The sequence below is a fragment of the Loktanella sp. R86503 genome, from assembly GCF_042466455.1.
Classification (GTDB): Bacteria; Pseudomonadota; Alphaproteobacteria; order Rhodobacterales; family Rhodobacteraceae; genus Loktanella.
The window spans coordinates 2,446,249-2,468,933 of the sequence record NZ_JAXHCI010000002.1 but is presented as its reverse complement, the minus strand read 5'-3'; the positions used below and the strand labels follow the sequence as shown (position 1 = coordinate 2,468,933).

Genomic DNA, 22,685 nt, shown 5'->3' with positions numbered 1-22,685 from the left:
CTATAGGGCGACCTTTTCCAGCCGTTGGTGCCGCTTCATGTCGATCCGTCTGTCTGCCCTCTTTGCTGCTGCAGCGCTTGCCCTGATGGCCTGTGTGCCGGTGCCAATCCCGATGGTCGTCCCGCTTAGCGCCTCTGGCGCGCCTGTGACGGATCAACCGGTGCTTGCCTTGGGGCAGACCGCGCCCAAGTCCGCCTCTGTCGATGCCGCGCTGAACAAGGCGCGCAGCGATGCCGGCCGCACCCTGCTGGCATCCAACAGCAAGCTTGATGCTGTTGCCGCGCAATATGCCGCGGATCTGGCGCAAGGCGACAAACTGATGATGGGCTTGGATATCGGCGCACGGGCAAACGCGCGGGTCAAGGCGGCAGGTGTGTCGGGCTGCACCGCCGGAGAGGTCATTTCCCAAGGCTTTCCCACCGCAGAAGCTGCGCTGGGTGCATGGCTGTCCAATCCGCAGCAATCCAAGATCCTGCTGGATGCGCGCTATGCGAACTACGGGTTCGGCCACGCGGCGGATCTGGCCGGGCGCGGGGCCGATGTTTGGGTGATCGTGCTTTTGATGCCCTGCGCCGCTTAGGCGGACACACGCGCGCCGCCGACCCAGACGTCGCGCACGGCGCGATCGTCGCCCATCATGATGGTGGGAAAAAATGCCTCCCAGATGTCGGTTGCCTGGTTTGCGCGTTGGGCAATGGCGGGGGTCGATGACAGGTCCAGCACGGTGATATCGGCAGCCGACCCTTCGCCCAGATGACCGATCTGTCCGCCCATATGCAAGCTGCGTGCCGATCCTTCGGTTGCCAGCCACATCAGCTGCGCCGGATGCAGCGGGGTGCCGCGCAGCTGCCCAATTTCATAGGCCGCCGCCATGGTGCGCAGCATTGAAAAGTTGGACCCGCCGCCCGTATCCGTCGCAAGCCCGATGCGCAGCCCGCGTGCGGCAAGCCCCGCCATGTCGAACAGGCCAGAACCGATAAAGGTATTCGATGTCGGGCAATGCACGACGGCGGCATCAACCTCGGCCAGGCGGTCGATTTCGCGCGGTTCCAGATGGATCGCATGACCATAAAGGCCATTCGGACCCAGCAGGCCAAATGCCTCGTAGGTGTCCAGATAGTCGCGCGATTGCGGGAACAGATCGCGGACCCACGCGATTTCCGGCAGTTGTTCCGACAGATGCGTCTGCATCAGCACTTCGGGTCGTTCAGCCCAAAGCGCGCCCAGCGCCGCCAGCTGATCGGGGGTAGAGGTCGGCGAAAACCGCGGGGTGATCGCATAGGTCGCGCGGCCCTTGCCGTGCCAGCGGTCCAGCAGGGTTTTGCTGTCGTCATAGGCGCTTTGCGCTGTGTCGCGTAGCCCGTCCGGTGCGTTGCGGTCCATGCAGGTCTTGCCGCCCACAACGGCCATGCCGCGGGCTTCGGCTGCCGCGAACCAGGCGTCGACGCTGGTGGGATGGATCGTGCAGAAACTGACCTGGGTCGTCGTCCCGTGCGCCAGCGCCAGATCAAGCGTCGTATCTGCAACCTGCCGTGCGTAACCGGCATCCGCCAGCCGCATTTCCTGCGGAAAGGTATAGGTGTTAAGCCAGTCAATCAGCTGCTTGCCCCAGCTGGCGATAATCGGTGTCTGGGGGTAATGCATATGGGCATCGACAAAGCCTGCGCTGATTAGCGCATCGCCATAATCGGTCACGGCGGCATCGGGGTGTGCGGCACGCAGCGCAGCCCCGCTGCCGGTTGCCACGATCTTGCCGGCCGCGATCACAACGCCGCCGGCGCTGTCGTAACGCGTTGCGCCTTGCCAGTCCGCAAGGGCATCGCCGTCAAACTCGAGGGTCTGTCCTAAAAGAAGATGTTTTGTCATGCGGCTATCCTAAAGCGCGCCGCGGGGGGCTACAATCGGCAGTATCACTGTTGTGGCGCGGCAAAGCTTGTCTATGTTGCGGGGCAGGCCAACAAGGGGGACTGCCATGACCGAATCTGATACGCTCCCGGACCTTGAAGACGATGACGAAGAGGTCTTTGGCATCAACGACCGTGTGGTCGCCGATGTCCTTGAGGCGATCGAGGCGCGCAATGTCGAAGATATTGACGCGCTGCTTGACCCGCTGCACCCCGCCGACATCGCCCACCTGATCGAACTGATCGACGCGCGCCAGCGCCGCGACTTGCTGACCCTGTGGAAGGGCGGGATGGATGGTGACATCCTGTCCGAATTGGACGAGCGGATCCGGGAAGAGATTATCGCTGCGTTTTCCCCGACCGAACTGGCCGACGCCGTGCGCGATCTGGACAGTGACGATGTCGTGGACCTTGTCGAATATCTGGACGAAGAACAGCAAGAGGCGGTGCTGGACGCCCTCGAACCGGGCGACCGTGTCGCGGTGGAGCAGTCGCTGTCCTACCCAGAGGAATCCGCCGGTCGCCACATGCAGGTGGAACTGGTGCGCGCGCCCGATCACTGGACCGTCGGGGATGCCATCGACTTTCTGCGATCCGATGTGGTGCTGCCCGACCAGTTCTATCACATCATCCTAGTTGATCCCCGGCTAAAGGCGACAGGCTATGTCACGCTGGGCCGGGTGCTGAGCAATCCGCGTGCAACGCGGCTTCAGGACATTATGGAGGATACCTTTCGCACCTTTCACGTCGAACAGGACGTGGAAGAGGTCGCGCAGGCCATCAATCACTATCACATGATCACCGCCCCCGTGGTGGACGACGACGACCGGATTGTCGGTGTCATCACCATCGACGACGCCATGGCATTTCTGGAAGAAGAGGCAGAGGAAGACCTTTTGCGTCTGGCCGGTGTGGGCGAAGGCAGCCTGTCCGACCGCGTGATCGAAACGACAAAGCAGCGCGCGCCCTGGCTGGCGGTCAACCTGTTCACCGCGATTCTGGCGTCCATGGTCATTTCCCTGTTCGAAGGCACCCTGCAATCGCTGGTCGCGCTGGCGGTGCTGATGCCGATTGTGGCATCAATGGGTGGCAACGCAGGCACGCAATCGCTGACCGTTGCCGTGCGTGCACTGGCAACGCGCGATCTGACCGGAGCGAACGTTTGGCGCGTTATCCGGCGCGAGGTGCTGGTTGGTCTGATCAACGGCATTCTGTTTGCTGTGGTCATGGGGGTTGTCGGTATCGTCTGGTTCGGTTCGCCCATGCTGGGTGCCGTGATCGGCTGCGCGATGGTGATCAACCTTGTCGTGGCAGGGCTTGCCGGCACGGGTGTGCCGATAGTTCTGGAACGCATCGGCGTCGACCCAGCGCTGGCGTCCGGTGCCTTTGTGACGACGGTGACGGATATCGTCGGATTTTTCGCCTTCCTCGGGCTGGCGGCCGTATGGCTGCTGTAATGCAGGACAAGGCCGCCGCGCGGCAGGCGGCGCTGGCCCGCCGCGCAGGCGCACATGCGCAGGGCGGCGCGCAGGCGGGGTATTTGTCAGAGGTGCTGGCCGGTCACCGGGGCGTACCGCTAGCCGGCTATTTGCCGATGCGCACAGAAATCGACCCGCTGCCAGCCATGGCAGAGGCCGCAGCTTACGGCACCGTCGGCGTGCCGGTCATCATAGCCAAGGACCAGCCGCTGCAGTTTCGCACCTGGACGCCGGATTGCGCCACGGTGCCCGGCACCTTTGGTGCGCCGGTACCAGCGGCGGGCGGTTGGATGATCCCGCAAATCCTGATCGTGCCGCTTGTCGCTTTTGATCTGCGCGGAGGTCGGCTGGGCTATGGCGGCGGGTTTTACGACCGCACCTTGCAGGCACTGCGGGCGCAGGGTCCCGTTCTGGCAATCGGTTTTGCCTTCGCCGCACAGCACACAGCGGATTTGCCGCTGGAGCCGACAGATCAGCCTCTGGATCTGATCGTGACAGAAGGCGGCGTCTTGACCGTGCCGTAGGGGTCGATTTTTCGTCGAAAAATCGGAAGCCGAAAAATCTTCTAGAAGATTTTTGCCCCAGCCCCTAACAGGGGGGCATGAAAATTATGTTCTTGGGCGACGTCATGGGACGCGCCGGCCGTAGTGCCATCACCGATCACCTGCCGCGACTGCGCAAGGAATGGAAGCTCGATTTCGTTGTGGTCAACGGCGAAAACGCGACAAATGGCGCGGGCCTGTCGCCCGATCATGCCAAAGCAATCCTTGATGCGGGCGCAGACGTCGTCACGTTGGGCGATCACGCCTTCGATCAAAAGGATATGCTGTCCTTTATCGACAAAGAGCCGCGCATCATCCGTCCGCTGAATTTTTCCAAAGCATCCCCCGGTGCGGGCGCGCGGGTGTTTTCCGACGCGCGCGGGCGCAAGGTGCTGGTCGTGCAGGCGCTGGGTCAGGTGTTTATGAAGCGCCCCTTTGACGACCCGTTTTCCGCGCTGGATGCGGTGCTAAGGCAATATCCCATGGGCGGGCAGGTGCAGGCCACACTGGTTGATATCCACTGCGAGGCGACCTCTGAAAAAATGGCTGTCGGTCATTATTGCGATGGCCGCGCCAGCGTTGTGGTCGGCACCCATACCCACGTGCCTACAGCCGACGCGATGGTGCTTCCGGGCGGGACGGCGTTCCAATCCGACGCGGGCATGTGCGGGGACTACAACTCTGTCATCGGCATGGAAAAGACAGAGCCGCTGCGCCGTTTTATCACCGGTATGCCCAAGGCTCGATTTACCCCCGCCGAAGGCGAGGCAACGCTGTCTGGCTTATACGTCGAAACCGATGATGCCACCGGAAAAGCCAAGACCTGTGTGATGGTCCGGCAGGGCGGTGCACTGTCACAATCGGGCCCCGCTCTTTAATCTGCTGACCGAACGCTTTGCGGACTTTGACCTTGCGCAACAAGCTGTTCCGCGTGCTGATGGGACATTGCGCAAGGCGTGGCAAAAGGCGACAATGCGTGGATCAATCTGACGAAAGCCCAACATGATTAATCTCGCCTTTCTGGATCAGCATCAGGCCATTGCGACCCTTGCAGTCCTTGCCGTGATGTTCACCCTTTTCATGCGTGAAAACTTCCCGACCGAAGTTGTGGCCATGATCGGGGCAGCTTTTCTGCTGTTCACCGGAATTTTGCCCTATGATGAAGCGGTCAAGGTGCTGTCGAACGCGGCCCCCTGGACCATTGCCATGATGTTCATCATCATGGGAGCCCTGGTGCGCACCGGGGCGCTTGATTACGTCACGCAGATGGCCGAACGCGCGGCCAAGCGGAACGCACGGCAGGCCGTCGGCGGCGTGATGGGCTTTGTCATCTCCGCCTCTGCCTTTGTGAACAACACGCCAGTGGTTGTGGTAATGCTGCCTGTCTTTGTTCAGATGGCACGGACGCTGAAGGTTTCGGCGTCCAAGCTGCTCATTCCGCTGTCTTATGGCTCTATCGTAGGCGGAACGCTGACGCTGATCGGCACATCCACGAACCTTGTGGTTGACGGTGTGGCGCGCCAGTCCGGGATGGAACCTTTCGGCATTTTCGAAGTCACGCCCATTGGCATCGTCATTGCAGTCTGGACCATGGGGTATCTGATCCTGTTCGGAAACCGCCTGCTGCCGGACCGCACCAGCATGGCAACCATGTTGTCGGACCGGTCCAAGATGCGCTTTTTCACCGAAGCCGTGATTCCCCCCGACAGCAACCTGATCGGCCGAGAGGTTCTTAGTGTTCAGCTGTTCAAACGTGAAGGCGTGCGCCTGATCGACGTGATCCGCGGCGACGCATCGCTGCGCCGCGATCTGGAAAGCGTAAAGCTGGAAGTCGGCGACCGTATCGTTCTGCGCACCGCGATGACAGAGCTTTTGTCGCTGCAGGCGACCAAGGAACTGCGCCGCGTCGATCAGGTGTCGGCGGTGGAAACATCCACGGTCGAGGTGCTGATTTCGCCGGAATGCCGCATGGTCGGCCGCACCCTGGGGGCGCTGCGACTGCGCCGCCGCTACGGCGTTTATACGCTGGCCGTCCATCGCCGTGACCGCAACATCGGCCGCCAGCTGGACGAACTGGTCGTCAAGGTTGGCGACACCCTGCTGCTGGAAGGCGCGCCAGAGGATATCCAGCGCCTTGCGGCGGATATGAACCTTGCAGATGTCTCCAAACCATCGGCACGGGCCTATCGCCGTAGCCATGCGCCGATTGCGATCGGTGTCATGCTGGCCGTTGTCGTGCTGGCTGCATTCAACGTCGCGCCGATCCTGCAGCTGTCGTTTCTGGGGGCGGTCATTGTGCTGGTCACCGGTTGCATCGACGCGGACGAAGCGTTCGAGTCGATTGACGGCCATCTGCTTGCACTGATCTTTGCCATGCTCGCCGTTGGCGCGGCCCTCGAAGCCTCTGGCGCGGTCGAGGCGATTGCAGGCTCGCTGGCCCCCTATATGGCTGTGCTGCCTCCGTTCGTTGTCGTTTTTGCGGTCTATACCTTGTCGATGATCCTGACAGAGCTGGTGTCTAACAACGCCGTGGCTGTTGTCATGACACCCATCGCAATTGGTCTGGCCGCTGCGCTGGGTGTCGATGCCCGCCCTTTGGTCATCGCCGTGATGATGGCCGCCTCTGCCAGTTTTTCGACGCCTATCGGTTACCAGACCAATACGCTGGTCTATGGCCCGGGCGGCTACAAATTCAGCGATTTTTTGCGGATTGGCGTGCCGCTGAACCTGTCGCTGGCGGTCATCTGCTCTGCTGCAATCCCCTGGCTTTACCCGTTGTAAGGCGCAGGCTTGCGGGGGCAGGGTCCTCTGCGCTATAGCGAGCCGCAATCACCGACAGACCAAAAGAGGGTTCACGCCATGGCCGGGCATTCCAAATGGGCGAACATCCAGCACCGCAAGGGGCGTCAGGACAAACTGCGCGCCAAGCTGTTCTCCAAGATGAGCAAGGAAATCACCGTCGCAGCCAAGATGGGCGACCCCGATCCCGACAAGAACCCGCGCCTGCGGCTTGCGGTAAAAGAGGCCAAGCAGTCCTCTGTCCCAAAGGAAGTGATCGAGCGCGCGATCAATAAGGCTGTCGGCGGCGACGCTGAAAGCTATGACGAAATCCGTTACGAAGGCTACGGCCCGAACGGCGTCGCTGTCATCGTCGAGGCGATGACCGACAACCGCAATCGCACCGCGTCCTCTGTTCGTTCAACCTTTACCAAGAACGGCGGCAATCTGGGCGAGACGGGCAGCGTTGGTTTCATGTTCGACCGCAAGGGCCAGATCGTCTATCCCGCCGCTGTCGGCGACGAAGACACCGTAATGATGGCCGCGATCGAAGCGGGCGCAGAGGATGTGCAATCGGACGAGGAAAACCACGTCGTTTACTGCGCACCGACAGACCTGAACGAGGTTTCAACCGCGCTTGAAGCAGCGCTGGGCGAAGCCGAAAGCACCAAACTGATCTGGCTGCCAAACATGCAGACCGAACTGGATCTGGAAGGGCTGACCAAGCTGATGCGTCTGGTCGAAACGCTGGAAGATGACGACGACGTCCAGTCCGTGACCACGAACGTCGAAGCCAGCGACGAAGTCATGGCCGCCTACGCAGGAAGCTAATTTCGAAACGAACACATCGTCCGGACCTTGGTCGCCCCAGGGTCCGGGCCTTTTGTCAGCCGCGCTGCGCCAGCCTTGTAAGCAAGGACGATGGTGTGATCTGTCCGATCGGCTGACCAGCTTCCACAACGTCCAGCGCCGCGCCCGATTGCACCTTGTCGATAATGTCTTTGACCGGTGTTTCAGCCGCGACCTGATCGCCGCCAGACACCCCTTCGATCATCACATCGCGCGCAGTCAGAACCCCCAGCGGGTTCATGTGGGCGACAAATTCAGCAACATAGCCATTGGCAGGATTTGTGAAAATCTCGCGCGGGGTGCCGACCTGCACAATGCGCCCGCCCTCCATGATCGCGATGCGATTGCCGATCTTGAACGCTTCGTCCAGATCATGGCTGACAAAGATTATCGTGCGGCCACGCTGCTTTTGCAGGTCCAGCAGCTCGTCCTGCAGACGGGTGCGGATCAGCGGGTCAAGCGCACTGAACGGTTCGTCCATCAGCAAGATTGCAGCGTCCGTGGCAAAAGCGCGGGCAAGTCCGACACGCTGCTGCATACCCCCTGACAGTTCCTCGACCAGCGCATCGCCGCGATCCGCCAGACCGACCAACTTTAGTTCCTCGTCCACCCGTGCACGGCGCTGCGCTGCAGTCTGCCCGCCCAGTTCCAGCCCCAGGCCAACGTTGTCGCGCACGCTGCGCCACGGCAGCAGGCCGAACTGCTGAAACACCATCGCGATGTCATGCAGGCGTAGATCGCGCAGGGTCTTGGCATCGGCGCCGGTGACCGACTGCATCCCGTGCCGCGTCTTGACGCGCACATCCCCGCGCACAACCGGGTTCAACCCGTTGACCGCCCGCAGCAGCGTCGATTTGCCGGACCCTGACAGGCCCATCAGAACAAGGATCTCTCCGTCTTCGACGGTCAGCGAACAGTTGTGAACGCCCAGCACCTGATCGCAGGCTTTGCGGATCTCGGGGCGGGTCATGCCCTGATCCATCAGGGGCAGCGCAACTTCTGGCGTGTCGCCAAACACGATAGAGACGTTGTCGAATTCTACAGCACTCATTTCTTACGCACCCGCAATGTCCGGTCCAGCATGATGGCGACGATGACGATGACGAAACCGGATTCAAAACCAAGGGCGGTATTGACCGTATTCAACGCTCGTACGACCGGCACGCCAAGGCCATTCGCGCCGACTAATCCTGCAATCACGACCATCGACAGCGACAACATGATGGCCTGATTCAGGCCCGCCATAATCTGCGGCAGGGCCGACGGCAGTTCGACCTTCCACAGCAATTGCCGTTTCGTCGCGCCAAAGGCCTGCGCAGCTTCGACCAACGCGGTGGGGGTGGACGAAATGCCAAGATAGGTCAGGCGGATCGGCGCAGGCAGCACAAAGATGACGGTGGCAATCAATCCCGGCACGATGCCGATGCCGAACAGCACAACAGTCGGGATCAGGTAAACAAAGGTCGGCAGGGTCTGCATCAGGTCCAGCACCGGCACGATGGCGCGGTAAAAACGCGGGTTATGCGCCCCCGCGATCCCGATCGGCACACCAATTCCCATGCAAGCGGTGCAGGCCATGATGACAAGGGTCAGGGACTGGATTGTCTCTTCCCAGTAGCCTTGGTTCAGAATGAACAAAAAGCCCAACAGCACCAGCAGCGGCGTCTGCCAGCGGCGCTGGATACCCCAGGCAATCGCGACAAAGATGGCGACCATCACAAGCGGCGGCACAGCCAGCAAGCCGTCGACGATACCGTCAAAGCCGTCCTTCAAGGCATCGGCAAAGGTATCGATTACGCCGCCAAAGGCGCGGTTGATCCAGTCAAAGATATCGCGTGCCCAAAGGCCCACAGGAATTTTTGTATCAGTCAGCCAGTTCATCAGGTGCCTTCGGTCAGGGTGGCGCGGGCCGCCGTGGCCCGCGCCGATATATGACTAAGCCGCGGGGCTTAGCCTTCCAGTTTGGCCGTTACAGCTGCAACAGCATCGCCGCCGTCCAGCGTGGTGACGCCGTCCAACCAGCCGGTCCATGCGTCCGGGTTCGCAGACAGCCACGCCGTGGCTGCATCTGCCGGATCGGCGTTGTCATTCAGGATCGCGCCCATGATCTCATTTTCCATCGGAAGCGTAAAAGACAGATTTTCTAGCAGCTTGCCTACATTCGGGCAGGCTGCGACATAACCGGCAGAGGTGTTGGTGTAGACCGTCGCGCCGCCCAGATCGGGGCCGAACCAGTCATCGCCACCTTCCAGATAGGTCATATCGAACTTGGCATTCATCGGATGCGGCTCCCAGCCCAGGAACACGATCGGAGTCTCGCGGCTATCGGCCCGTTCGACCTGCGCCAGCATGCCCTGTTCGGACAATTCGACAACCTCAAAGCCTTCGAGGTCAAAGGCATTTGCCGCGATCATGTCCAGGATCAGGCGGTTGCCGTCATTGCCCGGCTCAATGCCATAGATTTCGCCGTCCAGCGCGTCACGGTTGGCGGCAATATCGGCAAATGTCTTAATGCCCATGTCAGCGGCGGCCTTGTTCACCGCCAGCGTGTATTTGGCACCCTCAAGGTTGGCGCGAACGGTGTCGACCGTGCCGTCCTCGCGGTAGGGGGCAATGTCAGCCTCCATCGTAGGCATCCAGTTGCCAAGGAACACATCGATGTCGCCGGCTGCCAGTGAAATATAGGTAACAGGCACACTCAGCAGCTTGGTTTCGGTGTCATACCCAAGCGCATCCAGCACGACCGAAGTGGCCGCCGTGGTCGCAGTGATGTCGGTCCAACCCACATCAGCAAAGGTAACGCTGCTGCAGTCGTCCTGTGCCAGCGCAGGTGTCGCGGCGATCAGCGCCAGAACGGATAGGGTGGTCTTGAAAGTCATCGTAATCTCCCAGTCGGTTTTACCAGTTGCGGTTTTTATTGATTGATGAGTCAATCAAAAACGGTTTAGACAGATATTGCAACAAGGAATACTGCAATGCCCAAGATTGGGATGGAACCTATACGCCGCGACGCTTTGATCAAAGCAACAATCACAGAGGTCGGCATCCATGGCTCGCTGAATGTCAGCGTCAGCCAAATTGCAAAGCGTGCCGGCATGTCATCGGCACTGGCACACCATTACTTTGGTGGCAAAGACCAGATTTTCCTTGCTGCCATGCAACACCTGCTGCGCGAGTTTCGTCAAGAGGTGCTGCGCGGCTACAAATCCACGCCTGACAGGGCAGAAGCGATCATCCGCGCCAGCTTTGCCAAATCCCATTTTGATCCGGGTACCGTGGCTGCCTGGATGGCCTTTTATGTCCAGGCGCAGACCAATCCCGCCGCGCGCCGTTTGCTGTCGCTGTATCAGCGCCGCCTGCGTTCCAACCTGACCCATGCCCTGCGCGGACAGGTCACTGACCCCGCCGAGGTGGCGGATATTCTGGCGGCCCTCATTGATGGCATTTACATCCGCCGCGCCCTGGCCGCGCCCGATACAGACGCCGCCGCGCAGGTGCTGAACCTGCTGACCACGCTCAGAACCGCACGTTGACCGCCCTTTCACGCGCCGATGATCCCATTCATCTGGCCCCTTAAACTCCCGCCGGAGGCATCCATGTCTTACCCTACACAGCCCAACGCCAGCCACTTTATCGGTGGTAAATACGTCGAAGATACCGCAGGCGAGGTGATTGAGGTCATATACCCTTACACGGGCGAGGTTATCGCCCGCGTCCACGCCGCGACCCCCGCCATCATTGAACGCGCCTTGCAGGCCGCAACGCAGGCAAAGGCCGCTTGGGCTGCGATGACCGGAACAGAGCGGGGCCGCATCCTGCGCCGCGCCGCCGATATCATGCGCGAACGCAATCACGATCTGTCCGTCCTCGAAACCTTCGACACCGGCAAACCGCTGCAGGAAACCACCGTGGCCGATGCGACATCGGGCGCGGATGCCTTTGAATACTTCGGCGGCATGGCGGCCACGATCACAGGAGAGCATATCCCGCTTGCGGGTGGCGATTTCGTCTATACCCGGCGCGAGCCGCTGGGCGTCTGCGTCGGCATCGGCGCATGGAATTACCCCACCCAAATCGCCAGCTGGAAAGGGGCCCCCGCGCTGGCCTGCGGCAATACAATGATCTTTAAGCCTTCGGAAACCACGCCGCTTTGCGCGCTGAAGGTTGCAGAAATCCTGCACGAGGCCGGCGCGCCAGCGGGCGTTTACAACGTGGTGCAGGGTATGGGGGCTGTCGGCTCTGCGCTGATCACCGACCCCCGTGTGGCCAAGGTGTCGCTGACCGGCTCTGTCGCCACGGGGCAAAAGGTTTATGCCGCCGCCGCTGCCGGCCTGCGGCATGTCACAATGGAACTGGGGGGCAAGTCGCCGCAGGTCGTGTTTGACGACGCCAATCTGGATGACGCCGTGTCTGGCGCGATCCTAGGGAACTTCTATTCCACCGGGCAGGTCTGTTCCAACGGCACCCGCGTCTTCGTGCAGCGCGGCATGGTTGATGCCTTCCTTGCGCGTCTGACCGAACGCCTCGGCGCTGTTGTCATGGGCGATCCGCAGGACATAACCACCAACTTTGGCCCCATGGTCAGCGCCCGTCAGCGCGAGATCGTCGAAGGTTTCATCGCCAAAGGCGTCGCTGAAGGTGCGCGGCTGGTGTGTGGCGGCACGCGCCCTGACCGGGGTGGGTTTTTTCTGGACCCCACCGTCTTTGCCGATGTCACGGACGAGATGACCATCGCCACGGACGAGATCTTTGGCCCCGTGATGTCGGTCCTGACCTTCGATACCGAAGAAGAAGTTCTGCGCCGCGCCAACGCCACGCCCTACGGCCTGGCCGCCAGCGTCTTTACCGCCGATCTGACCCGCGCGCACCGCATGGCCGCCGGGTTCGAGGCCGGGACCTGCTATATCAACACCCATAACCTTGCCCCGGTCGAAGCGCCCTTTGGCGGCTCAAAGCTGTCGGGCGTGGGGCGCGAAAATTCGAAAGAAGCCGTGATGAACTACACCCAGACCAAAGGTATCTATGTCGCGATGAACCCGGTCGAGGCCCCGTTCTGATGCGCCGCCTTGCCGTGTCCCGCGCCGAATTTTCGCGAAAATTCGGACAGTTGCAGTTGCGAGAGGTCATCGAATGAACGCTGAATATGTCATCATTGGCGCGGGCAGCGCCGGCTGCGCGATCGCCTACCGCCTTGCAAAGGCGGGCAAGGATGTGCTGGTGATCGAACACGGCGGCACCGATGCTGGCCCCTTTATCCAGATGCCTGCCGCGCTGTCCTATCCGATGAATATGAAAACCTACGACTGGGGGTTTCAGACAGAGCCGGAACCGCATCTGGGCAACCGGAAGCTTGCGACGCCGCGCGGCAAGGTGATCGGCGGGTCGTCCTCGATCAACGGCATGGTCTATGTGCGCGGCCACGCCAAGGACTTTGACCACTGGGCCGAGATGGGTGCGCAGGGCTGGTCCTATGCTGATGTGCTGCCATACTACAAGCGGATGGAACACTGGCACGCCGGTCTGCACGGCGGCGATCCGGCATGGCGTGGCAAAGATGGCCCGCTGCATGTCACCCGCGGCCCGCGCCGCAATCCGCTGGTCAAGGCCTTTGTCGAGGCAGGCAAGCAAGCCGGCTATCAGGCTACGGACGACTACAACGGTGCGCAGCAAGAAGGCTTTGGCCCCTTCGATGCAACCATCTATCTGGGGCGCCGCTGGTCCGCCGCCAACGCCTATCTGCGGCCTGCGCAGAAAACGGGTAACTGCCGCGTCACCCGCGCCTTTGCCCGCCGCGTGATTATCGAGGATGGCCGTGCCACCGGAGTCGAAGTCAGCCGTCGCGGCGTGACAGAGGTGATTACGGCCAGCAAAGAGGTGATCATCGCGGCTTCTGCCATCAACTCGCCCAAGCTGCTAATGTTGTCCGGCATTGGCGATGCGGCCCATCTGGCACAGCATGGCATTCCTGTCGTGGCTGACCGCCCCGGTGTGGGGCAGAACCTGCAGGATCATCTGGAGCTTTATATCCAGCAAGCAGCCACCAAGCCGGTGACGCTGTACACCTATTGGAAATTGTTCTGGAAGGCACTGATCGGTGCGCAGTGGCTGTTTGGCAAGCGGGGGCTTGGCACGTCGAACCACTTTGAAAGCGCGGCATTCGTGCGGTCCAAAGCGGGTGTTGAATATCCTGACATCCAGTTCCATTTTCTGCCTATCGCGATCCGCTATGACGGCAAGGTCGCGGCAGAAGGGCATGGCTTTCAAGCGCACGTCGGGCCAATGCGGTCCGCGTCGCGGGGGGCAGTGACATTGAAAAGCGGGGATCCGGATATCGCGCCGGAAATCCGGTTCAACTATATGTCCGATCCGCAGGATTGGGAGGATTTCCGCACCTGTATCCGCCTGACCCGAGAGATTTTCGGTCAAGAGGCCTTTGCGCCATTCAGGGGGCATGAAATCCAGCCCGGCGCGGCGGTGGACTCGGACGAGGCCCTTGATGAATTCATCCGCGAACATGCTGAAAGCGCCTATCACCCCTGCGGCACTTGCCGGATGGGGGCGGCGGATGATCCTTTGGCAGTTGTGGACCCCGAATGTCGGGTCATCGGCGTGCGGGGGCTGCGCGTTGCCGACAGTTCGATCTTTCCACGAATCACCAATGGAAACCTGAACGCACCCTCGATCATGGTGGGAGAGAAGGCGTCGGACCATATCCTTGGTCTGGACCCCTTGGCCCGCGCGAACGAGGTGCCTTGGATCCACCCGGACTGGCAGGCACAGCAGCGCTGATTTTGAATTAAACTGACGGTAAAGGCAGCCCGAGTTGCCTTTACCCTGCCACTTTTCGCACCCACCTTGGGGCTATGCGAGAATCATTAATCATTTGTTTACTACTTTGTGCATTGCCTGCCGCCGCCGCCGATATCTCTGGCCGGGCGCGGGTGATTGATGGCGACACGTTGCAAATCGGGCAGACCCGCATCCGCCTGCACGGCATTGATGCGCCAGAGGCGAGCCAGACTTGTCTGGACAAGGGCGGAGTATCTGCAGCCTGCGGTCTGGCTGCCACGCGTGCGATGCAGGTGTTAATCGGCAACGACACCGTGTCCTGTGCGCCGCGCGATACCGACCGCTATGGGCGCACTGTGGCCAAATGCACTGCGGCGGGCCGCGATCTGGGGCAGGACATGGTCGCAGCGGGCCTTGCGACGGCCTATCGCCAATATAGCATGGATTACGTTCCCTTCGAACAAGCCGCCCGCGCCGAAGGCTTGGGCGTCTGGGGCGTTGCCATGCAGAACCCGGCAGAGTATCGCGCCGCGCAGTCAGGCCAAGGTGCCGCGCCGGATGGCTGCGTGATCAAGGGCAACATCAGCGGCTCTGGTATGATCTATCATATGCCGGGGCAGGAACATTACGGCGCGACGCAAATCAACGTGGCAAAAGGCGAACGGTGGTTTTGTACGCAAAGCGAGGCCCGCGCCGCAGGCTGGCGCGCGGCACGCCGCTAGGCTGGCTGGCGAGCGGCCAGAACCCGGGTGCGCCAGATTACAACGCCGATCGACACCAGCGACAAAATCGCGCTGACCAGCATCAGAACCTGCAGCGGGATGGTGCCAGATGTATCGTTCAGCAAGCTGCCTGCAAATTGCGATAATGCTGCGCCGCCTCCGATCATCAACGCACCGCCAAGGCCCGATGCGGTACCTGCCAAAAGCGGGCGCACTGACAGCAGGCCAGCAGTGGCATTGGGTAGCATCAGACCATTGCCCAGACCAAGCAGCGTACAAAAGCCAAAGAACAGCGCTGCGGTGTTGAACCCGGCCAGCGACACCAGCAAGGATATACCCAGTCCGATGATGCTGACGATGCAGCCGGATACCGCCATGGCATCAATTCCGAACCGGGTTGCATAGCGGCCTGTCAGAAAGTTGCCGATGGCATAGCCGATCGCCGGTGCCCCAAGTGCGGCCCCTGTCATCATTGCTGATAGACCGTACAAATGGTCTGCAACAAACGCCGCTCCTCCTAGGAAGGCAAAGAAAGAGCCGGAGCCGAACGCGCTGCACAAAGCATAGCCCCAGAACCGCGGTGCGGTCAAAAGGTCGGGGTAGCTGCGCAATTGCTGGGCAAAGCTTGTGCCGCCGGCGCGGACGGTTTCGCCCTGATCGAAATAGCAGAACGCAAACACAAGGATTCCGGCGAGCGACAGAAATACAAACGACGACTGCCACCCAAAGGCCTGATCCAGCACGCCGCCGATGGTCGGCCCGATCATTGGAATGACGGCCATGCCCATTGTGACATAGCCAATTTTGGACGCGCTGACATTCGCAGGATAAATATCGCGCACGATGGCCCGCGACAGCACGATGCCCGTGGCGACAGCCGCTTGCAGGATGCGAAAGCACAAAAACGCCGTGATGGACGTGGACACCAGCGCACCAACTGTTGCGGCAACATAGACCAGCAGTGATCCCAACATCAGCTTGCGCCGCCCGAACCGGTCCGACAGCGGCCCGACGAATATCTGAAGCACAGCCGTTGCCGCCAGATATCCCGAAACGGCCAGTTGCATCGTGGCATAGTCCGTTTGAAAAAATTCCGCCATCCGCGTCAAAGAGGGCAAAAAGATCGACATATTCAGGGCGGAAATACCTGCCAGCAGGATCAGCGTGGAAATATGCGGCGGGGTGCGGTTGTCAAAGAACCGGATGTGCGGGGGCGTTTGCATCGCGGTAAGGTACTATTCACGCAAAGGTTGTCCATTGACCGTCACGGCGCAGCACGCTGTGCAAAAACGAACGCAAAAGGCCAGCCTGCGGATAGCGCTAACACGCCTTGCACGCCATCGGTCTGCGCCATCCCTACGTCGGTAAAGGAAAATTTCTTGACAAACTCCGCCACCTCATCGCGCTTTGTGGCTTCACCTGCGCGTGCAGCGAACCTATGATCCCCGTCAAAGCAAGGCGAAGGCTGCGGGGGGATATCATGAAAGATCACTTGGACGCGCTGGCGGCGCGGCGTGCGGAATCGCAACTGGGCGGGGGCGAAAAACGCATTGCGGCCCAACACGCCAAAGGCAAACTCACTGCGCGTGAACGGATCGATTTGCTGCTGGACGCAGACAGCTTCGAGGAATTCGACGCCTTTGTGACGCACCGGGCCACCGATTTTGGTATGCAGGACAGCACGCCGATGGGCGACGGAGTTGTGACAGGATGGGGCACGATCAATGGCCGCATGGTCTATGTGTTCTCTCAGGACTTCACCGTTTTTGGCGGATCGCTGTCGGAAACCCATGCGCTGAAGATTTGCAAGATCATGGATATGGCGATGCAAAACGGCGCGCCAGTGATCGGGATCAATGATTCCGGCGGCGCGCGTATTCAGGAAGGTGTGGCATCGCTTGCCGGCTACGCCGAGGTGTTCCAGCGCAACGTGATGGCGTCTGGCGTTGTACCGCAGATCAGCCTGATCATGGGACCCTGTGCGGGCGGCGCGGTCTATTCGCCAGCCATGACCGACTTTATCTTTATGGTGCGCGACACGTCCTACATGTTCGTGACCGGCCCCGACGTTGTGAAAACGGTCACGAACGAGGTCGTCACTGCAGAAGAACTGGGCGGCGCAGGCACGCATACCAAAAAATCCTCTGTCGCTGATGGCGCGTTTGAAAACGACGTAGAGGCGATTGCCGAATGCCGCCGTCTGTTCGACTTTTTGCCGCTGAACAATCGAAAGACCGTGCCGACGCGGCCGTTCTTTGACGATGTGAACCGGATTGAAGACAGCCTTGATACGCTGATTCCGGACAACGCCAACACGCCCTATGACATGAAAGAGCTGATCCACAAACTGGCGGATGAAGGCGATTTTTATGAAATTCAGCCGGATTTTGCCAAGAATATCCTGACCGGTTTCATCCGGCTCGAAGGGTCCACCGTGGGTGTCGTGGCCAACCAGCCGATGGTGCTGGCGGGATGTCTGGATATTGACAGCTCTCGCAAAGCTGCGCGGTTCGTGCGGTTTTGCGATGCCTTCGAAATTCCGATCCTGACGCTTGTGGATGTGCCGGGGTTCCTGCCGGGCACATCACAGGAATACGGCGGCGTCATCAAGCACGGTGCCAAGCTGCTGTTCGCCTATGGCGAGGCGACGGTGCCCAAGGTTACGGTCATCACCCGCAAAGCCTATGGCGGGGCCTATGACGTGATGGCGTCAAAGCATTTGCGCGGCGACTTCAACTATGCTTGGCCCACGGCAGAGATTGCGGTGATGGGCGCGAAGGGCGCGACCGAAATCATTCATCGCGGCAAAAGCGTCGAAGAAATCGCAGAGCGGACGAAGGAATACGAGGACCGCTTTGCCAATCCGTTCGTTGCGGCCAGCAAGGGGTTCATCGACGAGGTGATCATGCCGCGTTCCACCCGCAAGCGGGTGTGCCGGGCCTTTGCATCCCTGCGCGGCAAGTCTTTGCAGAACCCGTGGAAGAAGCATGACAACATTCCGCTTTAGATCCGGCAACAGGGAAGGGGGGCCAGCCCCCCGTCCGCCTGTGGCGGCCGCCCCCCGGAGTATTTCTGGCCAGATGAATGCGGCGTGTGTTGCCGGGATGCAATTTGCGCGATTTTGTCCTGCGGTTGCTTTGACAGCTGCGCTGTTTTCGGGCGGGGCCGTCACGGCGCAGCAGATTGCGGTGCCGTCTGGCACCGAGTTTGCGCTGTATGATGTGATTCTAGAGGAAGCCGCGGGAATTGCGCGATTTCGCTTTGTCGTGCCGGCGATAGCCCCGGCAGGCGCACATCTGGAATTTGCGGATATTATTGAAGATCTGCAATTTGTCTGCGACAGCGTGATTGTGCCTGCGCTGCAGAGCAATGGCTGGAGCGAGGCCGAAATCGTGTTGTCCGTTTCGGACGCGCCATCCGATTTCGGGACCTATGATCCTGCAATCACCCAATTTTTTCAGCCGTTTCGGTTGAAGGACCAAACCTGCATCTGGGAGGATTTTTGATGCCAATGGATGCGATGGCCGTTAATCGCCGCTTAAGCGGTGTTTTCCTGCCACTGTTGCGTGATCTTGCGCATAAAACACTATGCCGGATCGCATGGCCTGCTAGGACTGTTTCGAGGGGCGCAACAGAGTCGCCCCTGAAACAATGGCAGACCGGCGATCAACGCTGGCTGCGGCAGTCAGGTAGATCAGGCAAATGTCGAACGGATTTAAACTTTTTTGCGTCATGGCTCTTATGGCCGTTGTCGCTGTCAGCGGATCAAAAGGTCAGGCCCGCGTTGTCCCGGGGGCGGTCACGACGAACCAGTAACCCCATGTGGGGGGCGGCGTAATGGAAAAGCATCGCGGTTTTCCGGGTCGCCTGCCGGGCACTGATTATCAATTCGTCATCCGCCGCGGGCACAAGGACGGCGCAACCAAGCTGATTGCGCGCGAGCGATATGCCGACCGCCGGCCGCCCGACAAGAGGGCAGACGCGGGTTTTATGGAAGCGCTGTGGCACCATTTCGGTGAGGAGCCTTTTGTCCGCGGTAATCTGGACGCTGGCCGGTTAAGCTGGCTGTTGGGTCGCGAGGTTGTCGCCGTTGATGACCCCTTTGATCCCGAAAGCTATGATGCGCTGCTGCGCATCGACGTGGCGCGTGCGCGCATCAGCTTTCCTGAGATCTTTGCATGATGGCTTTGCCGCATCATTATTCGGATATGCACCGAGATGCGGCAGGCTTTTTCGGTTTGCTATCGCATAGCAATCGTTTTTATGGGAACAAATCGGCGGCAAAGCGCCTTTTGTCTCTAATCGGGCTTGAGTCGCCCGCTGACTCGCGTGATTTTGCGCTTATTCAAAACTTAACTGAAGGCTACACACTATGTTCAAAGCATCCTGGCTCCTCGCCCCTATCGCAGCCCTGGGCCTGTCCGCATGTGCCGGTTCCGGCATCGGCGACACTGACCTGGAGCGCGGCGTTATCGGCGCTGGCGGCGGTCTTGTTGCAGCAGAAGTTCTGGGCACTGACCCGACTGCAACGGCTGTTGCCGGTGTGGCTGCTGGCCTGCTGTGCGACGACGCAGGCATCTGCCGCTCGACCCGCTAAATTCTTTCGCGCCATTTCGGCGCAAAGGACGATCATTTCCGCCGTCGGGGTTTCTGCCTCGGCGGCGGTTTTGCGTTTGGAGGACTGAACCGCATGTTTAAGAAAATTCTGATCGCCAACCGCGGCGAGATTGCTTGCCGCGTCATCAAGACCGCCCGCCGCATGGGGATCGCCACTGTCGCGGTCTATTCCGATGCGGACCGCAATGCCTTGCATGTGAAAATGGCGGATGAGGCGGTGCATATCGGCCCCAGCCCGGCCAACCAGTCCTACATCGTGATCGACAAGATCATGGACGCCATCAGGCAAACCGGGGCAGAGGCCGTGCATCCGGGCTATGGCTTTCTGTCGGAAAATCCCAAGTTCGCTCAGGCGCTGGAGGCAGCGGGTGTCGCCTTTATCGGGCCGCCCGTCGGCGCGATCGAGGCGATGGGCGACAAGATTACGTCCAAGAAGCTGGCGCAAGAGGCGGGTGTCAGCACGGTGCCGGGTCACATGGGCCTGATTGCCGATGCAGAAGAGGCGATCAGGATCGCCGGCGAAATCGGCTATCCGGTGATGATCAAGGCCAGCGCTGGCGGCGGTGGCAAGGGCATGCGCATCGCCTGGAAAGAAGACGAAGTCCGCGAAGGTTTCCAGTCATCCAAGAACGAGGCGGCCAACAGCTTTGGCGATGACCGCATCTTTATCGAAAAGTTTGTGACCCAGCCGCGGCACATCGAAATTCAGGTTCTGGCCGATGGTCACGGCAATGCGGTTTATCTGCATGAACGCGAATGCAGTATCCAGCGCCGGAACCAGAAGGTCATCGAAGAGGCACCAAGCCCGTTCCTTGATGAAGAAACGCGCGCCGCCATGGGGGCGCAATCCGTCGCATTGGCGCAGGCGGTCGGCTATACCAGTGCAGGCACGGTGGAGTTCATCGTGGACGGGGATCGCAATTTCTATTTCCTTGAGATGAATACGCGGTTGCAGGTGGAACATCCGGTCACGGAACTGATCACCGGCATCGATCTGGTCGAACAGATGATCCGGGTCGCCGCTGGTGAAAAGTTAGCCTTTGGGCAAAGCGATTTGAAAATTAACGGTTGGGCCATCGAATCGCGCCTTTATGCAGAGGATCCTTATCGTGGCTTTCTGCCTTCCATTGGCCGTCTGACCCGCTATCGCCCCCCGGTCGAGGAGGCGACGGATACCTATGCCGTGCGCAACGACACCGGCGTATTCGAAGGCGGCGAGATCAGCATGTTCTACGACCCGATGATTGCCAAGCTCTGTACCTGGGCCCCGACCCGGCCCGAGGCGATCGACCATATGCGCCTTGCGCTGGACGGGTTTGAACTGGAAGGCATCGGGCATAACCTTCCATTTCTGGCGGCGGTGATGGACCACCCCAAGTTTACCAGTGGCGACATGACAACGGCATTCATTGCCGAAGAGTTTCCCGACGGCTTCGGCGGTGTGGCGCTGGGGGACGATACCTTGTTGCGTATCGCGGCGGCCGTCACGGCTATGCATCGCATCAGTGAAATCCGCCGCACGCGCATCACGGGGCGTATGGATAACCACGAACGCATGGTCGGAACCGACTGGAATGTTGCGGTGCAGGGCCAGTCGTTTGACACGGTGGTCAAGGCGGACCGCGCCGGCGCTGACGTAACCATCGGGGTGCAGACGCTGCGCGTCGAAAGCGACTGGCTGCCGGGGCAACCGCTCGTGCGGTTGTCTGTCGATGGCACGCCGCTGGTACTGAAGGCGGCCCGTATTCCGGGCGGTTACCGCGTGCGTCACCGGGGTGCCGACCTGAAAGTACATGTGCGCAGCCCGCGACAGGCAAAGCTGGCAGCCTTGATGCTGGAAAAGGTGCCGGCCGATACGTCCAAGCTGCTGCTTTGCCCCATGCCCGGCCTGATCGTCAAAATCGACGTGGCACCAGGCGACGAAGTGCAAGAGGGGCAGACCCTGTGCACGGTCGAGGCCATGAAGATGGAAAACATCCTGCGCGCGGAACGGCGCGGTGTCGTGTCCAAGGTCAATGCCAGCGCGGGTGACAGCCTTGCCGTGGACGATGTCATTATGGAGTTTGAATGACCCGCAAGCCGCCTCTTGTTCTGATCTGGGCTGTGGCCTGCATTGCTGCAGTGCTCGTGGCCTTTGGCGCGCTGGTGGTGATGATCCCCTCTGGCACCGTCAGTTACGCGACAGAAATGCCGCGCAGTGCGGTAACGGCCCCGATGATCGCCGTCATCGTGTTCTGGGGGATTGTGCGCGCCTGCGGTGTGCCGCTTGATCCGATGAAAACCTATGTCTTCGGGGCGCTTGCGGTCTACGGAATGCTGTATCTTGTCGGCCGTATCCTTGCCGTCACGGGGATCAGCCCGCCCTTGGTGCTGGTGGTAAACCTGACCGCATTAATGGCACTGGCGTGGTGGTGGATGAAGCTGGCGGCACGGGCCCGGCGATGACAGGCTTTGCTTTGCCGGTGCAGTGTTACTGGTTCACGCCGCGCCGGTCCTGCATTTCCTGCTGGCGCATTGGCATCTTGTCGATGGATCGCGACAATTCTCGCACATCCCAGGGGCGCGGTTTGCGCGCCTTCACGACCCCGTCTTTGCCCATCAAGGCCAGCATAAACCCGCGCGGCCTAAGCCGCAGGCGGGTTTCGCTGCGGGCGGCGGGGTCCGTGTCGAATATCACCACCACATCCCGCAGGGCCAACTCTTCCGCGCGGGCTTCTAGCAGCTCTATCTGTTGCACGAATTGCGGGTCGTTGGGCGAATCTGCAAAGACCAGCACAGGGCGTGCGATCCATTTGAAAGCGTCCAGATCCAGCCCCGCCGCATCGACAAACACGGTGCGATCCGCGTTCCACGCGGCAACGGGATCTTGGTCAGGGGCGCTGGCGGAATCGGCAGGCGCAGACGTTGTTTGCGCCAGACCGGGCGCGGCGCACAGGGTGGCAAGGCAAGCCATTGTAAAAATAGTTTTCATCATACCCTACCATATAGCAACGACGCGCAGATTTG

General features: G+C 60.5%; 22 protein-coding genes. 16 read left to right on the top strand and 6 right to left on the bottom strand.

What is annotated here, in order from left to right; translation table 11 throughout:
• The first annotated feature begins 37 nt into the window (after window positions 1–37).
• Window positions 38–580 carry a CAP domain-containing protein gene (locus SJY10_RS13085; protein ID WP_386683314.1) on the top strand — a complete coding sequence of 181 codons (543 nt, stop codon included), beginning with the start codon at window positions 38–40 and terminating at the stop codon, window positions 578–580.
• On the opposite strand, the gene guaD is transcribed toward SJY10_RS13085, so the two are convergent.
• Window positions 577–1,866 (bottom strand): guanine deaminase, encoded by a 1,290-nt coding sequence (gene guaD / locus SJY10_RS13080; RefSeq protein WP_386683312.1) that lies wholly within the window; start codon window positions 1,864–1,866, stop codon window positions 577–579. The genes SJY10_RS13085 and guaD overlap by 4 nt on opposite strands.
• A gap of 106 nt (window positions 1,867–1,972) precedes the next feature.
• Between guaD and mgtE the strand changes: the two genes are divergently transcribed.
• The 5 genes from mgtE (at window position 1,973) to SJY10_RS13055 (ending at window position 7,533) form a co-directional block, all read left to right on the top strand.
• Window positions 1,973–3,361, top strand: a complete 1,389-nt coding sequence (gene mgtE / locus SJY10_RS13075) for a magnesium transporter (protein WP_386683310.1) — start codon at window positions 1,973–1,975, stop codon at window positions 3,359–3,361.
• Complete coding sequence (locus tag SJY10_RS13070) at window positions 3,349–3,906, top strand: 5-formyltetrahydrofolate cyclo-ligase (RefSeq protein ID WP_386683308.1); 558 nt, start codon at window positions 3,349–3,351, stop codon at window positions 3,904–3,906. The genes mgtE and SJY10_RS13070 overlap by 13 nt, the downstream gene beginning before the upstream one ends.
• A gap of 77 nt (window positions 3,907–3,983) precedes the next feature.
• The gene (locus SJY10_RS13065) at window positions 3,984–4,802 is read left to right on the top strand and encodes a TIGR00282 family metallophosphoesterase (protein WP_386683306.1); all 819 of its coding nucleotides are present in this window, start codon (window positions 3,984–3,986) and stop codon (window positions 4,800–4,802) included.
• Window positions 4,803–4,926: 124 nt separating this feature from the next.
• The gene (locus SJY10_RS13060) at window positions 4,927–6,705 is read left to right on the top strand and encodes an SLC13 family permease (protein WP_386683304.1); all 1,779 of its coding nucleotides are present in this window, start codon (window positions 4,927–4,929) and stop codon (window positions 6,703–6,705) included.
• 78 nt (window positions 6,706–6,783) lie between these two features.
• Complete coding sequence (locus tag SJY10_RS13055) at window positions 6,784–7,533, top strand: YebC/PmpR family DNA-binding transcriptional regulator (protein WP_386683302.1); 750 nt, start codon at window positions 6,784–6,786, stop codon at window positions 7,531–7,533.
• Between the two features lie 55 nt (window positions 7,534–7,588).
• Here the strand turns inward: SJY10_RS13055 and choV are convergent, their stop codons facing one another.
• The 3 genes from choV to choX all read right to left on the bottom strand — a co-directional run bounded on the left by choV (window position 7,589) and on the right by choX (window position 10,430).
• Complete coding sequence (choV, locus tag SJY10_RS13050) at window positions 7,589–8,602, bottom strand: choline ABC transporter ATP-binding protein (protein ID WP_386683299.1); 1,014 nt, start codon at window positions 8,600–8,602, stop codon at window positions 7,589–7,591.
• Window positions 8,599–9,432 carry a choline ABC transporter permease subunit gene (choW, locus tag SJY10_RS13045; protein ID WP_386683296.1) on the bottom strand — a complete coding sequence of 278 codons (834 nt, stop codon included), beginning with the start codon at window positions 9,430–9,432 and terminating at the stop codon, window positions 8,599–8,601. The genes choV and choW overlap by 4 nt, the downstream gene beginning before the upstream one ends.
• A gap of 68 nt (window positions 9,433–9,500) precedes the next feature.
• Window positions 9,501–10,430, bottom strand: coding sequence for a choline ABC transporter substrate-binding protein (gene choX / locus SJY10_RS13040; protein WP_386683293.1), 930 nt, complete (start codon window positions 10,428–10,430; stop codon window positions 9,501–9,503).
• 96 nt (window positions 10,431–10,526) lie between these two features.
• Between choX and betI the strand changes: the two genes are divergently transcribed.
• The 4 genes from betI to SJY10_RS13020 all read left to right on the top strand — a co-directional run bounded on the left by betI (window position 10,527) and on the right by SJY10_RS13020 (window position 15,062).
• The gene (betI, locus tag SJY10_RS13035; RefSeq protein ID WP_386683290.1) at window positions 10,527–11,084 is read left to right on the top strand and encodes a choline-responsive transcriptional repressor BetI; all 558 of its coding nucleotides are present in this window, start codon (window positions 10,527–10,529) and stop codon (window positions 11,082–11,084) included.
• A gap of 63 nt (window positions 11,085–11,147) precedes the next feature.
• Window positions 11,148–12,608, top strand: coding sequence for a betaine-aldehyde dehydrogenase (gene betB, locus SJY10_RS13030; protein WP_386683287.1), 1,461 nt, complete (start codon window positions 11,148–11,150; stop codon window positions 12,606–12,608).
• A gap of 73 nt (window positions 12,609–12,681) precedes the next feature.
• Window positions 12,682–14,340: a choline dehydrogenase gene (gene betA, locus SJY10_RS13025; RefSeq protein WP_386683284.1), complete on the top strand. Its 1,659-nt coding sequence runs from the start codon at window positions 12,682–12,684 to the stop codon at window positions 14,338–14,340.
• A gap of 113 nt (window positions 14,341–14,453) precedes the next feature.
• Window positions 14,454–15,062 (top strand): thermonuclease family protein, encoded by a 609-nt coding sequence (locus SJY10_RS13020; protein ID WP_386683281.1) that lies wholly within the window; start codon window positions 14,454–14,456, stop codon window positions 15,060–15,062.
• On the opposite strand, the gene SJY10_RS13015 is transcribed toward SJY10_RS13020, so the two are convergent.
• On the bottom strand, window positions 15,059–16,285 hold the full coding sequence (locus SJY10_RS13015) for a multidrug effflux MFS transporter (RefSeq protein WP_386683278.1): 1,227 nt from the start codon (window positions 16,283–16,285) through the stop codon (window positions 15,059–15,061). The two genes, SJY10_RS13020 and SJY10_RS13015, sit on opposite strands and share 4 nt — an antisense overlap.
• Before the next feature lie 257 nt (window positions 16,286–16,542).
• Between SJY10_RS13015 and SJY10_RS13010 the strand changes: the two genes are divergently transcribed.
• The 6 genes from SJY10_RS13010 to SJY10_RS12985 all read left to right on the top strand — a co-directional run bounded on the left by SJY10_RS13010 (window position 16,543) and on the right by SJY10_RS12985 (window position 22,124).
• Window positions 16,543–18,069, top strand: coding sequence for an acyl-CoA carboxylase subunit beta (locus tag SJY10_RS13010; protein ID WP_386683275.1), 1,527 nt, complete (start codon window positions 16,543–16,545; stop codon window positions 18,067–18,069).
• Window positions 18,070–18,199: 130 nt separating this feature from the next.
• Window positions 18,200–18,568 (top strand): DUF6497 family protein, encoded by a 369-nt coding sequence (locus SJY10_RS13005; protein ID WP_386683272.1) that lies wholly within the window; start codon window positions 18,200–18,202, stop codon window positions 18,566–18,568.
• 331 nt (window positions 18,569–18,899) lie between these two features.
• On the top strand, window positions 18,900–19,244 hold the full coding sequence (locus tag SJY10_RS13000; protein WP_386683269.1) for a hypothetical protein: 345 nt from the start codon (window positions 18,900–18,902) through the stop codon (window positions 19,242–19,244).
• Window positions 19,245–19,434: 190 nt separating this feature from the next.
• The gene (locus SJY10_RS12995) at window positions 19,435–19,659 is read left to right on the top strand and encodes a hypothetical protein (RefSeq protein ID WP_386683266.1); all 225 of its coding nucleotides are present in this window, start codon (window positions 19,435–19,437) and stop codon (window positions 19,657–19,659) included.
• A gap of 93 nt (window positions 19,660–19,752) precedes the next feature.
• Window positions 19,753–21,750 carry an acetyl-CoA carboxylase biotin carboxylase subunit gene (locus SJY10_RS12990; RefSeq protein ID WP_386683264.1) on the top strand — a complete coding sequence of 666 codons (1,998 nt, stop codon included), beginning with the start codon at window positions 19,753–19,755 and terminating at the stop codon, window positions 21,748–21,750.
• Window positions 21,747–22,124, top strand: a complete 378-nt coding sequence (locus SJY10_RS12985; protein WP_386683261.1) for a hypothetical protein — start codon at window positions 21,747–21,749, stop codon at window positions 22,122–22,124. Before SJY10_RS12990 ends, SJY10_RS12985 begins: the two co-directional genes overlap by 4 nt.
• Window positions 22,125–22,149: 25 nt before the next feature.
• Here the strand turns inward: SJY10_RS12985 and SJY10_RS12980 are convergent, their stop codons facing one another.
• The gene (locus SJY10_RS12980) at window positions 22,150–22,653 is read right to left on the bottom strand and encodes a DUF4174 domain-containing protein (RefSeq protein WP_386683258.1); all 504 of its coding nucleotides are present in this window, start codon (window positions 22,651–22,653) and stop codon (window positions 22,150–22,152) included.
• Window positions 22,654–22,685 lie beyond the last annotated feature (32 nt).

Coding starts and splice junctions, on each gene's coding strand:
- SJY10_RS13085 (WP_386683314.1), top strand. CDS start 38: ATGTCGATCCGTCTGTCTGCCCTCTTTGCTGCTGCAGCGCTTGCCCTG.
- guaD (WP_386683312.1), bottom strand. CDS start 1,866: ATGACAAAACATCTTCTTTTAGGACAGACCCTCGAGTTTGACGGCGAT.
- mgtE (WP_386683310.1), top strand. CDS start 1,973: ATGACCGAATCTGATACGCTCCCGGACCTTGAAGACGATGACGAAGAG.
- SJY10_RS13070 (WP_386683308.1), top strand. CDS start 3,349: ATGGCTGCTGTAATGCAGGACAAGGCCGCCGCGCGGCAGGCGGCGCTG.
- SJY10_RS13065 (WP_386683306.1), top strand. CDS start 3,984: ATGAAAATTATGTTCTTGGGCGACGTCATGGGACGCGCCGGCCGTAGT.
- SJY10_RS13060 (WP_386683304.1), top strand. CDS start 4,927: ATGATTAATCTCGCCTTTCTGGATCAGCATCAGGCCATTGCGACCCTT.
- SJY10_RS13055 (WP_386683302.1), top strand. CDS start 6,784: ATGGCCGGGCATTCCAAATGGGCGAACATCCAGCACCGCAAGGGGCGT.
- choV (WP_386683299.1), bottom strand. CDS start 8,602: ATGAGTGCTGTAGAATTCGACAACGTCTCTATCGTGTTTGGCGACACG.
- choW (WP_386683296.1), bottom strand. CDS start 9,432: ATGAACTGGCTGACTGATACAAAAATTCCTGTGGGCCTTTGGGCACGC.
- choX (WP_386683293.1), bottom strand. CDS start 10,430: ATGACTTTCAAGACCACCCTATCCGTTCTGGCGCTGATCGCCGCGACA.
- betI (WP_386683290.1), top strand. CDS start 10,527: ATGCCCAAGATTGGGATGGAACCTATACGCCGCGACGCTTTGATCAAA.
- betB (WP_386683287.1), top strand. CDS start 11,148: ATGTCTTACCCTACACAGCCCAACGCCAGCCACTTTATCGGTGGTAAA.
- betA (WP_386683284.1), top strand. CDS start 12,682: ATGAACGCTGAATATGTCATCATTGGCGCGGGCAGCGCCGGCTGCGCG.
- SJY10_RS13015 (WP_386683278.1), bottom strand. CDS start 16,285: ATGCAAACGCCCCCGCACATCCGGTTCTTTGACAACCGCACCCCGCCG.
- SJY10_RS13010 (WP_386683275.1), top strand. CDS start 16,543: ATGAAAGATCACTTGGACGCGCTGGCGGCGCGGCGTGCGGAATCGCAA.
- SJY10_RS13000 (WP_386683269.1), top strand. CDS start 18,900: ATGGAAAAGCATCGCGGTTTTCCGGGTCGCCTGCCGGGCACTGATTAT.
- SJY10_RS12995 (WP_386683266.1), top strand. CDS start 19,435: ATGTTCAAAGCATCCTGGCTCCTCGCCCCTATCGCAGCCCTGGGCCTG.
- SJY10_RS12990 (WP_386683264.1), top strand. CDS start 19,753: ATGTTTAAGAAAATTCTGATCGCCAACCGCGGCGAGATTGCTTGCCGC.
- SJY10_RS12985 (WP_386683261.1), top strand. CDS start 21,747: ATGACCCGCAAGCCGCCTCTTGTTCTGATCTGGGCTGTGGCCTGCATT.
- SJY10_RS12980 (WP_386683258.1), bottom strand. CDS start 22,653: ATGATGAAAACTATTTTTACAATGGCTTGCCTTGCCACCCTGTGCGCC.